Origin of the sequence: Streptomyces mesophilus (genome assembly GCF_040300965.1) — a bacterium.
Taxonomy (GTDB): Bacteria; Actinomycetota; Actinomycetes; order Streptomycetales; family Streptomycetaceae; genus Streptomyces; species Streptomyces mesophilus_A.
The window spans coordinates 37,751-48,839 of sequence record NZ_JBEPEW010000054.1; the positions used below are offsets into that span (position 1 = coordinate 37,751).

Consider the following 11,089-nt stretch of genomic DNA (forward strand, 5'->3'; position numbering starts at 1 on the left):
AAGATCACCCTTCCGCGATCACCACGGCGGACGCGATGCCCGCGTCGTGGCTCAGGGACACATGCCAGCCGCGCACCCCGAGCTCGGCCGCCCGGCGCTCCACGGTGCCGGTGACGCGAAGGCGCGGCTGCCCGCTCTCCTCGACGTACACCTCGGCATCGGTCCAGTGCAGCCCCGCCGGCGCCCCGAGCGCCTTGGCCAGCGCCTCCTTGGCCGCGAAACGGGCGGCGAGGGAGGCGAAGCCGCGCTGCTCCCCGCTCGGCAGATACAACTCGCTCTCCAGGAAGAGGCGCTGCGCGAGCGAGGGAGTGCGCTCGAGGGAGGCACGGAAGCGGTCGACCTCGGCCACATCGATCCCGACTCCGATGATCATCCGACCCGTCCCGGCTGTGGTGCGCGCATGGCGGCAGCCTACGGGTCAGATCCCTGACGCACAGGTCTGGACCGTTGCTCCGCAGGCGGTTACGTTCCTCGAAACCGTGCCCGAGCCGGGCACCGGGTTCTGTGCTGGGGGGCATGGTGCCGATACGCAGACGTCTTTTCGCCCGCAGGCGATCCACCACGCGCACGGCCACCGACTTCACCGGACAGGTCCACAGCGAGCTCGCCCTCGACGCCCTGCCCGACGAGGACCTGGGCGAGGACCTCGACGACGCCCTCGACCTGTACGAGATGGGCACCATGCCCGGCTGCGAAGAGGCCGAGTACCTGAGCCTGGTCGAGGAGGCACGGGACCGGATCGCCGGAGGCGAGTGACGACGGGGCGCGCACCCGCGTGACGCACCCCACGCCACACGCCGTTCATGGAGCCGCAACAATGACTCTGTGATCACCTCGCCGCCGCCGGGCACTCACCGCCGCTCGGAGCCCACCCCGTACGTGGACCTGACCAGGTCGGAGTGGAGCGCGCTGCGCGACAAGACGCCGCTCCCGCTGACCGCCGCGGAGGTCGAGAAGCTGCGCGGACTCGGCGATGTGATCGACCTGGACGAGGTGCGCGACGTCTATCTGCCGCTGTCCCGGCTGCTCAATCTGTACGTCGGCGCCACCGACACCCTGCGCGGCGCGCTCAACACCTTCCTCGACACGGGTGACGGGCACGGCACCCAGCACGGCACGCCCTTCGTCATAGGAGTGGCGGGCTCGGTCGCCGTCGGCAAGTCCACGGTCGCGCGACTGCTCCAGGCCCTGCTCGCCCGCTGGCCCGAGCACCCGCGGGTCGAACTCGTCACCACCGACGGCTTCCTGTGGCCCATGAAGGAGATGGAGGCCCGCGGTCTGATGGCGAGGAAGGGCTTCCCCGAGTCGTACGACCGCAGGGCGCTCACCCGTTTCGTCGCGGACATCAAGGCCGGCAAGGACGAGGTCACCGCGCCCGTCTACTCGCATCTGAAGTACGACATCGTCCCCGGCGAGCGCCTGACGGTCCGGCGCCCCGACATCCTGATCGTCGAGGGCCTGAACGTCCTGCAGCCCGCCCTGCCCGGCAAGGACGGCCGCACCCGGGTCGGTCTCGCCGACTACTTCGACTTCAGCGTGTACGTGGACGCCAAGCCCGAGGACATCGAGAGCTGGTACCTCAGCCGCTTCCGCAAGCTGCGCGAGACGGCCTTCCAGAACCCGGACTCGTACTTCCACCGCCACACCCTGGCCCCGGAGGACGAGGCGATGGCCTACGCCCGCCGCATGTGGCAGACCATCAACCTCCCCAACCTCACCCAGAACGTGGCCCCCACCCGGGCCCGCGCCACCCTGGTGCTGCGCAAGGGCCCGGACCACAAGGTGCAGCGCCTGCGGCTGCGCAAGCTCTGAGCCGTCGCTATTCAGCGGGCGGCGGGACCAGGGACTTCCCGTTCATGAAGGCCAGCGCGCCGACCGGCAGCGCGACCACGGCCTCGAAGGGCTCGTCGTGCGGATTGCCCAGACCGAACTCGACACCGGCGGGCACGATGATCGCGTCCCCGACGGTCACCGGGTGCTCCACTCCGTCGAGCACGGCGACCGCCGCGCCGGCGATCACGACCAGGACCTCCTCATGGTCGAAGGAGTGCAGCCCGGGCTCGGCGCCCGGGTGCACACGGGTCTTCCAGACGCAGGTCTCCTTGGCGCCCCGGCTCGGTGCGGCCAGGCCTGTGAAGGTGGCGTTGGGGAGGTCGAAGGTCGGGGCGGAAGATGCTTGGATGATCGGCAAGAAGATTTCCTCTCCAGTAGTTGTACAACTGAAGTTGTACAAGCTTGCTTGAAGGTCGTCAACCCCTGGGGACGACCCCCTGGAAAGACCCCCTGGAAAGATGAAGAGCCATGGACCGCGACGACGCCCCCCTCGGCCTCCTGCTCGGGCTCGCCTACCAGCAGGTGGTCACCGAGCTCCACGACCACCTGGCGGCAGCAGGCTTCACCGCCCTGCGGCCCGCCTTCGGCTACGCGTTCAAGCTGATCGCCGCCGAACCCCTGACCATCCGCGAGCTGGCCACCAGGCTGGAGATCACCCACCAAGGCGCGGCGAAGCTGGTGGACGACATGGTCGAGGCCGGATACGTGGAACGCGTACCCGATCCCGCCGACGGCAGGGTCAAGCGGCTTGTCCGCACCGAGCGCTGCCGTGCGCTCATGGAGAGCGGGGTCGCGTTCCAGAAGGAGTTCGAGAAACAGCTGTCGGCCGAGCTCGGCGGCGAGGCCACCGCCGCCGTCCGTCTCGCCCTGGCCCGGATCATCGACCGCAGCGACAAACCGGACGGCCTCGCCCGGTCGTTGCGCTCCATGCCCTGACCGCTCGCTGCACCCCGCGCCGGTCCGGCGCTAAGGTGCCGACATGCTGCACGTACGCCTGATCACACCGTCCGACCGTACGGACGAAGTGGTCCAGCTGATCGAGAAAACAGTGGGCACCACGCATCTCGCGGTGCTCAGCGGTGCGGCCCGCAACCCCCGGGGCGACGTCGTGCTGTGCGACGTGGCACGCGAAGCCGGCGATGAACTGCTCGGCGGGCTGAGGGAGTTGGGGATCGACGAGTGCGGTTCGATCGCCGTCGACAACATCGACCTGTCCCTGTCCAAGCGCGCCGACAAGGCCGAGCGCGAGGCACCGGGCGAGGGCTCGGACGCGGTGCTCTGGGAGCAACTGTCCGAGGCGACCCACGAGGAGTCCACGCTCTCGGTCACCTATCTCGCCTTCATCACCCTGGCCACGATGATCGCGGCCTGCGGTGTGGTGCTCGACAACGCGATCCTGATCGTGGGCGCGATGGCGGTGGGTCCGGAGTTCGGGCCGCTCGCCGGGTTCTGCACGGCCCTGGTGCAGAAGGCGCCGAGGCTCGCGCTCCGTTCCCTGATCGCCCTGCTCGCGGGCTTCGCCTTCGCGATGGTGGTGACCTTCGGCTTCAGCCTCTTCATGGACGCCGTGGATCTGTTCTCGATCGAACAGCTCGACGCGAAACGGCCGAACACCAGCTTCATCTACGCGCCCGACTGGTTCTCCTTCATCGTGGCGGTCCTCGCGGGCGCCGCCGGCACGCTCTCGCTGACCTCGGCGAAATCGGGCGCCCTGGTGGGCGTGGCGATCTCGGTCACCACCGTTCCGGCTGCCGCGAACGCCGCGGTGGCCTTCAGCTTCACGGAGTACGGGCAAGCCTGGGCCTCCACCGAGCAGTTGCTGCTCAACCTGCTCGGCATCATCGTGGCCGGCACGCTCACGCTCCTGGCCCAGAAGTACTTCTGGGCGCGGCACCGGACCCGTACCCCCATAAAGGACTCCGCCCCATAAGCCTGTGGGCCGGCCGCCCCGAAGGACGGCCGGCCCACAGCCCGTACAACGCAACTCGTCTAGCCGAGCGCGGACTTCACCACATCGGCGAGCCGCCCGGCCACCGACCGCGCCTGGTCGATATCGGCGGCCTCGACCATCACGCGCACCAGCGGCTCGGTACCCGAGGAACGCAGCAGCACCCGGCCGGTGGCGCCCAGTTCACGCTCGGCGTCCGTCACCGCGGCGGCCAGTTCGGCCGAGGTGGAGACGCGGGACTTGTCGACGTCCGGCACGTTGATCAGGATCTGCGGCAGTCGCTCCATGACACCCGCGAGCTCCTTGAGGGAGCGGCCCGTCTGGGCGACGCGCGCGGCGAGCAGCAGACCGGTCAGCGTGCCGTCGCCGGTCGTGGCGTGGTCGAGGACGATGACATGGCCGGACTGCTCGCCACCGAGCGCGTATCCGTGCTCCTTCATCGACTCGAGGACGTAGCGGTCGCCGACCCCGGTCTGGACGAACCCGACGCCTTCGCGCTCCATGGCGAGCTTGAAGCCGAGGTTGGACATCACGGTCGCGACCACGGTGTTCTCGCGCAGCTGCCCGCGCTCGCGCAGGGCCAGCGCGAGGACTGCGAGGATCTGGTCCCCGTCGATCTCGGTGCCCTCGTGGTCGACCGCGAGACAGCGGTCCGCGTCACCGTCGTGCGCGATGCCGAGGTCCGCGCCGTGCTCGACGACCGCGGCCTTGAGCAGGTCGAGGTGGGTCGAGCCGCAGCCCTCGTTGATGTTGAGCCCGTTCGGCTCGGCACCGATCGTGACGATCTCGGCGCCGGCCCGCGCGAAGGCCTCGGGCGAGACCCGGGCGGCCGCGCCGTGCGCCTCGTCGAGGACGATCTTCAGACCGTCGAGCCGGTTCGGCAGCACACCGATGAGGTGCGCGACGTACTGGTCGAAGCCTTCGTCGTACGACTTGATGCGGCCCACTCCGGCGCCGGTCGGGCGCTCCCAGGGTTCACCGGTGCGGTGCTGCTCGTAGACGGTCTCGATCCGGTCCTCGAGCTCGTCGGCGAGCTTGTGGCCGCCGCGCGCGAAGAACTTGATGCCGTTGTCCGGCATCGCGTTGTGGCTGGCGGAAAGCATGACGCCGAGATCGGCGCCAAGGGCGCCGGTGAGATACGCGACCGCGGGGGTCGGCAGCACACCCACGCGCAGTACGTCCACGCCCGCGCTCGCCAGACCCGCGACGACGGCCGCCTCGAGGAATTCACCGGAAGCGCGCGGATCCCGCCCCACGACCGCCACCGCGCGATGCCCCTCGAACGAGCCCGCCTCCCCCAGGACATGGGCCGCAGCGACGGAGAGTCCGAGCGCGAGCTCGGCCGTCAGATCCGCGTTGGCCTCACCGCGCACGCCATCGGTGCCGAAGAGTCGTCCCACTAGATGTCCTCCGAACTACCTGAACTTCTCGAGTGCCCGGTTCTGCTCTGTAGAGCACCGAGCCTGCAAGCCAATGAAACTCAATGAATACAGCTGAGCGCTTTATGTCGTTATACGCCCATGCCCGTTAATAAAACGAACGCCCCGGCAGCACTCAGCGTGCCGCCGGGGCGAACGTGTGGCAGATGCTCTGCCGAGCAGTGCAGCCAGCGATTAACGCTTGCTGTACTGCGGAGCCTTACGGGCCTTCTTGAGACCGGCCTTCTTGCGCTCGACCGCACGGTCGTCGCGACGGAGGTAGCCGGCCTTCTTCAGCGCGCCGCGGTTGTTGTCCACGTCGGCCTCGTTCAGGGCACGGGCCACGCCGAGGCGCAGGGCGCCGGCCTGACCCGAGACGCCGCCACCCGAGATGCGGGCGATGACGTCGTAACGGCCTTCCAGCTCGAGCACCTTGAAGGGCTCGTTGACTTCCTGCTGGTGGACCTTGTTCGGGAAGTAGTCCTCGAGCGTACGCCCGTTGACCTTCCACTTGCCGGTGCCCGGAACGATCCGGACGCGGGCGATGGCGTTCTTGCGACGACCCAGGCCGGCGGCCGGCTGCGGGTCGCCGAAGCGCGCGGCGTTCGACTCGGAGGTGTACTCGCCCTCGACGGGCGCCTCGGACTCGGTCGTGTACTGCTCGGGCGCCTCAGCCTCGATGTCTTCGATCGGCTGCTCTGCGGTGGTCTCGGCCACGATGCTCCTCAGATTTCTTTACGTCTTAGGGGGTGGCCGGAACTACTGCGCGACCTGGGTGATCTCGAACGGCACCGGCTGCTGGGCAGCGTGGGGGTGCTGGTCGCCCGAGTAGACCTTCAGCTTCGAGAGCATCTGACGGCCCAGGGTGTTCTTGGGGAGCATGCCCTTGACGGCCTTCTCGATGGCCTTCTCGGGGTTCTTGTCCAGAAGCTCGTCGTAGCGGACGGAGCGCAGACCACCCGGGTAGCCGGAGTGGCGGTACGCCATCTTCTGGGTCTTCTTGTTGCCGGACAGGTGCACCTTGTCGGCGTTGATGATGATGACGAAGTCACCGGTGTCAACGTGCGGCGCGTAGATCGGCTTGTGCTTGCCGCGCAGGATGCTGGCGGCGGTGCTCGCGAGACGGCCGAGGACGATGTCCTGGGCGTCGATCACGTGCCACTGGCGAGTGATATCGCCGGGCTTAGGGCTGTACGTACGCACTTCGTAGCCTTCGCTTCTTCAGTGGATGGGTTCCAGACACACGAATCCTCTGAAGCGATCATGCAGCTGGGGCTCACAGTCGCCGGGCGATGCCCGTATGCGAGCCACTGGTAACTGCTCCAGGGAACTTACGTATGGGCCCATCGCGTGAGAACGACCAAGCCAATACGCATAACGAACTGGCAGAATACCCGCGCTTACCCGTTCGGGTCAAAACGCGCGGTCGCCCGCAGGCTCTGCCGACTCCAGGGTACGGGCTCGCCTGGTGTGCGGGAGGACCACGGAGCCCCGCCGTACGCAGCACAGCCCCACCGTCACCGCAAGCACACACAGTGTGAACGCATCCTTGAAAGCCCGCCGCACACCGGCCGGAGCCTCGAGGAACGGCCACCCGAATCCGGGCACCTGCGGCACCATCGCCACCCAGAACCCGGCCGTCCGCACCGGCGCACCCTCCTGTCCGGCCCCGGCGAGCAGCAGCGGTACGACGACGAGGAGGTAGTGGTCGTACGAGGGCCGCGAGACCAGGAACGCGGCGAGCATCACCATCACGGCGCTCTCCCCGAGCCGCGCGGGACTCGTCACGTCCCCGCGCCCCCAGCGCCGCCAGGCACACCACACCCCGGCCGCCGCGCAGGTCAGCGCGAACAGGGAGGCCGCCCCCTGCGGCACCCCGACACGCGGCAGCACGGCCGCGGGCGAGGCCTCGTAGAGCCGTACGAAGCTGTCGTCGCCCTTGAAGAGGAAGGGCAGGGTCCGCGTGAAGAATCCGGCCGGGTCGGGCATCGCCAGGGCCGCGAGCCCGGATGCCGCGGCCGGCACGAGCGCCGCGACGGTCAGCGCTCGCCACCGCCGGGCGAAGAGAAAGAGAAGGAGCACGGGCACGAGCAGCGGCTTGAACGCGATGGCCGCACCGATCACGGCCCCCGCCGCCGTCCAGCGACCCCGGTGCGCGAGCAGCAGTGCGGCCGGCAGCACGGCGGCCGCGACGACCGTCCAGTTGGCGAGCACGATCAGATGCCCGAACGGGGCGAAGCCGAGCGCCAGGGCGAGCAGACCGCCCGCCGCGTACCGGCTGCGCAGCCCGACCCCGTAAAGCCGCAGCGCACAGACCCACCCGGCAAGGAGCGCGCCGGTGACGAACGCGGGCGCGGCGAAGCGCAGCAGCCAGGCGGGAAGGAGCACCTCGGGCACGGCCGCGAGGACGGCGCTCGGCAGATACAGGAAGTGCGGGTCGTCATACGGGGATCCGCCGTCGAGCCAGGTCCGGGCGGCCTTGATGACGATCGCGTTGTCCATCCCGCCGTCGGACGACTGCAGCCCGACCCTTACGACACCGGCGGCGAGCACCACGGCCAGCGCGCACCACATGGCGCGGGAGGCGGGCCGCTCCAGCCAGCAAAGAACCTCAAATCGCCCTGAATCTACGCGTTTCATGGCAATCAACCTAGGCCGACGACCCTGCATCACCCCCGCATAACGCGCTGCCCACCCCCGGATAACGCCCGCACCCGGTGTCACCGTTTCGGCCTAAGATGCGCCCCATGAGCTTTGGGCAGGGGGGACCCCCGTGGGGTTCCGGTGGTCAGCAGCCGCAGCAGCCGCAGTCGCACTGGGTCACGCAGCCGGGCATGCCGCCCGCGGGTGCGCCCGGGCAGCCGGGCGCGCAGACGCCCGACTGGGCCGCACTCGCCGAGGCATCGGAGTCCCGCGCCAAGCGCCGCAGGCTCCTGATGGTCGGCGGCGGTGCGCTCGCCACGGTGGCCGTGGCGGCCGTCGTCGCGGTCGCCGTGGTCTCCGCCAACGGCTCGGACGACAACAAGTCCGCCGGCGGCACGCCGTCCGCCTCGGTCCCGGGCTCCACGGCCTCGCAGCAGCCGACCTTCGCCGAGACCAAGCCTCCCCCGCCGCCGGACCCGAAGGACTACATCTCCAGCGCGGACAAGGACAAGGCGCCGCTGAGCGCGGCCGGCCTGTTCCCTGGCTCCAAGTTCACCAAGGGCGGCGCGGTCTACAAGAAGGGCGCCACCGCCGAGACCAAGGCGTGCGACTCGGTCACCAACGGCCCGCTCGGCGCCCTGCTCAAGTCCAACGGCTGCACCAAGGTGCTGCGCGCCACGTACGAGAAGGACGGCGTGGCCATCACGGTCGGCGTCGCGGTCTTCGACACGGAGAAGCAGGCCACCAAGGTCAAGGACGCCTACAAGAAGGGGACGGTCAAGTCCCTCTCGGGCAAGGGCGTCCCGGCCTTCTGCAACACCACGATCTGCCGCTCGACCACCAACTCGTACGGCCGCTACGCCTATTTCACGGTCGGCGGCTTCACCAGCGGCAAGGACGTCACGACGAAGGACAAGAAGGTCTTCACGGCGGGCGACGACATCGCGGGCCTGGCCTTCCAGCAGATCCACCGCCGCGGCGAGGCCCAGGCTTCGGCGGCCGTGCAGAACCCCTGACCTTCCGGCCGCACGAAGTCCTGAACTCCCCCGCCCCGCACTCGATTTCACGTTCGGTTTCAGGCTGACCTGTGACGAATGGGGCGGTAGTCTCCTCTTGTTACGGCCATGCTCATGCCGGGCACTGCGGCCGCGGTGACACCGCGCGCGCCGCCGGGATCGGGGGATCCCGCGCCGCATGACGATCGACGGTCGTCCGAGGACAAGCCCTGGGGGGTCCAGGGGCAGTGGAGGGGTTCTGTGAACAGAGGTAGTTCCGTGCTGCGCAGAGGCGCGAGCAGCGTCGTCGTCGCCGCGCTGGCCGTCGCGGGTCTCGCCGTGAGCGGTGCGGCCCCGGCCGCCGCGCTTCCGGCGCCCGAGTGCATGCCGACCGCCGGATACAACGAGTGCCGGATCTTCGAATCGACCGGCGCCAAGGAGGACTTCGTGGTCCCCGCCGGGATCACCAAGCTCGAAGTGCGGGCCTGGGGTCAGGGCGGTGGCGGCACCGCGATGACCAGCGGCGGCAGCGGGGCGTTCGTCTCCGGGAAGGTGCGGGTCACCCCCGGCGAGAAACTGGACGTACGGGTCGCGGGCTCGAAGGACGGCCTCATCGGCTTCGGTGATGCGCTCGGCGGCAAGGGCAACGGGGGTGGTTACAACGGCGGCGCCAGCTCCTCGCTCCGTACGGCCGACGGCGATCCGCTGGTGATCGCGGCAGGCGGCGGCGGTGGCAGTGATCAAGGCCTCGACATCAAGGGCGGCACCGCCGGCGACGGCGGGGCCGAGAACGGCAAGGACGCCGACGAGGGCGAGCTCGGCGGCAAGGGGGCCAAGGGCGGCAAGGGCGGCGCCGGAGGAACGGGCGACGGCGGAAACGGCAGCGCGGGCGCCGACGCCCAGGACGGTGGCGCGGGTGGCGATGCCGCCCCGAACTCCGGTGGCGGCGGCGGTGGCGCCGGCTGGGCCGGCGGAGGCGGCGGAGGCGGTAAGGACCGCTTCCACCAGGGCAGCGGCGGAGGCGGGTCCAGCTACGCCGACAGCGCCACGGTCTCCGATGTGGAGATGGTGGTGAGCGACGGCGCCGGTGCACCGCGCAAGGACGACCCCTTCTGGGACGGCGCCCCCTACAACTCCCCCGTCGAGTCCGGCGTCGCCGCAGGTGGCGGCGGCCACTCCCCCGGCGGTCGCGGCCGTGTGGTCCTGCAGTGGCACGACGCGAACAAGGCCGTGGTCGACGCCCTCGTCAAGGAGTCCGGCGACAACGAGACCGTGGGCATCTACGACCGGGGCGAGCCACTGGTCGTCGTCGCCCAGGCCAAGGGCGGTCGGCCGGTACCGGGCGAGAGCGTGACGTTCAGCATCGTGAACCACCCCAGCCCCGGCTGGTTCGAGGACCACTCGACCAACAAGGTGGTCGTGAAGACGGACGCACAGGGCCGAGCCAAGATCGAGGACCTGACGGGCAACCGCGAGGGCACCATCACGGTCCGCGCCGAGACCAACAACGGCACGTCCGTCGAGTTCACGCGCCACGTCAAGAAGGACCCGACCGACGGCGTCGAGGTCAAGGCCGTCTCCGGCGGCGGCCAGCAGGCCGAGGCCGGCAAGGAGTTCGCCGAACCGCTCGTCGCCATGGTGACGGAGAACGGTGGTCGGGTGAACGAGGACAAGGTCGAGTTCCGCGTCGAGAGCCAGGACGAGGACGCACCCGTCTTCGAGGGCGGCAAGCGCATCGTCGAGGTGACCTCCGACATGGGCACCGCCACCTCGCCGAAGCTGATCGCCGGCAAGGGCACGGGTGAGTACACCGTCGTGGCGCACTACAAGAACGTGACGGCCGGCTTCAAGGTCGAGGTGCTCGCCGAGAACGGGCAGCCCTCGCCGTCGCCGAGCCCGTCCGAAGGCGCCGGTTCCGGTGGCGATGACGGCCCCGGTTCCGACAACTCCGGTACGGGCGGCTCGGGTTCGGACGACGACGGCGGCCTGGCCCTGACCGGCGCCACCGGCATCGGTCTGCTCGCCGGTATCGGCGTGCTGCTCGCCGCGGCCGGCTTCGCGGCCGTACGCCTGGCACCGCGACTGCGGTCACGCCTGCGCGACTGACGCCACCAGCACAGCGCTGTGGCCCGGGCGGGGGAAGTGATAAGCCCGGGGCACACCCCGTGGGCCGCGCCCGTCACGGGGTAAAACTAACCGCCCAGCAGCACCCCGCCGCCGGGAACGAGACCAAGGTCATGGCCACGAGGCTC

General features: G+C 69.7%; 12 protein-coding genes. 6 read left to right on the forward strand and 6 right to left on the reverse strand.

The window, feature by feature from the left end; all coding sequences use genetic code 11:
- Window positions 1-4 precede the first annotated feature (4 nt).
- A complete protein-coding gene (locus ABT367_RS20200) occupies window positions 5-373 on the reverse strand; it encodes a holo-ACP synthase (protein WP_165332384.1) in 369 nt (122 codons plus the stop codon).
- Window positions 374-516: 143 nt separating this feature from the next.
- Here ABT367_RS20200 and ABT367_RS20205 point away from each other — a divergent pair, with 143 nt between their 5' ends.
- On the forward strand, window positions 517-756 hold the full coding sequence (locus ABT367_RS20205; protein WP_352254453.1) for a hypothetical protein: 240 nt from the start codon (window positions 517-519) through the stop codon (window positions 754-756).
- A gap of 69 nt (window positions 757-825) precedes the next feature.
- Window positions 826-1,812, forward strand: a complete 987-nt coding sequence (coaA, locus tag ABT367_RS20210; RefSeq protein ID WP_352254454.1) for a type I pantothenate kinase — start codon at window positions 826-828, stop codon at window positions 1,810-1,812.
- A gap of 7 nt (window positions 1,813-1,819) precedes the next feature.
- Here coaA and ABT367_RS20215 read toward each other — a convergent pair whose 3' ends face one another.
- Window positions 1,820-2,191 (reverse strand): cupin domain-containing protein, encoded by a 372-nt coding sequence (locus tag ABT367_RS20215; RefSeq protein WP_352254455.1) that lies wholly within the window; start codon window positions 2,189-2,191, stop codon window positions 1,820-1,822.
- A 110-nt stretch (window positions 2,192-2,301) separates the two neighbouring features.
- Here ABT367_RS20215 and ABT367_RS20220 point away from each other — a divergent pair, with 110 nt between their 5' ends.
- Both ABT367_RS20220 and ABT367_RS20225 read left to right on the forward strand, forming a co-directional pair.
- Window positions 2,302-2,769, forward strand: coding sequence for a MarR family winged helix-turn-helix transcriptional regulator (locus tag ABT367_RS20220; protein WP_352254456.1), 468 nt, complete (start codon window positions 2,302-2,304; stop codon window positions 2,767-2,769).
- A 43-nt stretch (window positions 2,770-2,812) separates the two neighbouring features.
- On the forward strand, window positions 2,813-3,763 hold the full coding sequence (locus tag ABT367_RS20225) for a DUF389 domain-containing protein (RefSeq protein WP_352254457.1): 951 nt from the start codon (window positions 2,813-2,815) through the stop codon (window positions 3,761-3,763).
- A 59-nt stretch (window positions 3,764-3,822) separates the two neighbouring features.
- Here ABT367_RS20225 and glmM read toward each other — a convergent pair whose 3' ends face one another.
- The 4 genes from glmM to ABT367_RS20245 all read right to left on the reverse strand — a co-directional run bounded on the left by glmM (window position 3,823) and on the right by ABT367_RS20245 (window position 7,839).
- Window positions 3,823-5,181, reverse strand: coding sequence for a phosphoglucosamine mutase (gene glmM / locus ABT367_RS20230; protein ID WP_352254458.1), 1,359 nt, complete (start codon window positions 5,179-5,181; stop codon window positions 3,823-3,825).
- Window positions 5,182-5,394: 213 nt separating this feature from the next.
- Complete coding sequence (rpsI, locus tag ABT367_RS20235) at window positions 5,395-5,916, reverse strand: 30S ribosomal protein S9 (protein ID WP_165332377.1); 522 nt, start codon at window positions 5,914-5,916, stop codon at window positions 5,395-5,397.
- A 42-nt stretch (window positions 5,917-5,958) separates the two neighbouring features.
- Window positions 5,959-6,402 carry a 50S ribosomal protein L13 gene (gene rplM / locus ABT367_RS20240; protein WP_165332376.1) on the reverse strand — a complete coding sequence of 148 codons (444 nt, stop codon included), beginning with the start codon at window positions 6,400-6,402 and terminating at the stop codon, window positions 5,959-5,961.
- A gap of 210 nt (window positions 6,403-6,612) precedes the next feature.
- The gene (locus ABT367_RS20245) at window positions 6,613-7,839 is read right to left on the reverse strand and encodes a glycosyltransferase 87 family protein (RefSeq protein WP_352254459.1); all 1,227 of its coding nucleotides are present in this window, start codon (window positions 7,837-7,839) and stop codon (window positions 6,613-6,615) included.
- A gap of 107 nt (window positions 7,840-7,946) precedes the next feature.
- On the opposite strand from ABT367_RS20245, the gene ABT367_RS20250 reads away from it, so the two are divergent.
- Window positions 7,947-8,858, forward strand: a complete 912-nt coding sequence (locus ABT367_RS20250) for a hypothetical protein (protein WP_352254460.1) — start codon at window positions 7,947-7,949, stop codon at window positions 8,856-8,858.
- A gap of 240 nt (window positions 8,859-9,098) precedes the next feature.
- Window positions 9,099-10,943 carry a hypothetical protein gene (locus tag ABT367_RS20255; RefSeq protein WP_352254461.1) on the forward strand — a complete coding sequence of 615 codons (1,845 nt, stop codon included), beginning with the start codon at window positions 9,099-9,101 and terminating at the stop codon, window positions 10,941-10,943.
- Window positions 10,944-11,089 lie beyond the last annotated feature (146 nt).

Bases quoted from the DNA above. Each gene is read 5' to 3' on its own strand.
- ABT367_RS20200 (WP_165332384.1), bottom strand. From the start codon at position 373: ATGATCATCGGAGTCGGGATCGATGTGGCCGAGGTCGACCGCTTCCGT.
- ABT367_RS20205 (WP_352254453.1), top strand. From the start codon at position 517: ATGGTGCCGATACGCAGACGTCTTTTCGCCCGCAGGCGATCCACCACG.
- ABT367_RS20220 (WP_352254456.1), top strand. From the start codon at position 2,302: ATGGACCGCGACGACGCCCCCCTCGGCCTCCTGCTCGGGCTCGCCTAC.
- ABT367_RS20225 (WP_352254457.1), top strand. From the start codon at position 2,813: ATGCTGCACGTACGCCTGATCACACCGTCCGACCGTACGGACGAAGTG.
- ABT367_RS20245 (WP_352254459.1), bottom strand. From the start codon at position 7,839: ATGAAACGCGTAGATTCAGGGCGATTTGAGGTTCTTTGCTGGCTGGAG.
- ABT367_RS20250 (WP_352254460.1), top strand. From the start codon at position 7,947: ATGAGCTTTGGGCAGGGGGGACCCCCGTGGGGTTCCGGTGGTCAGCAG.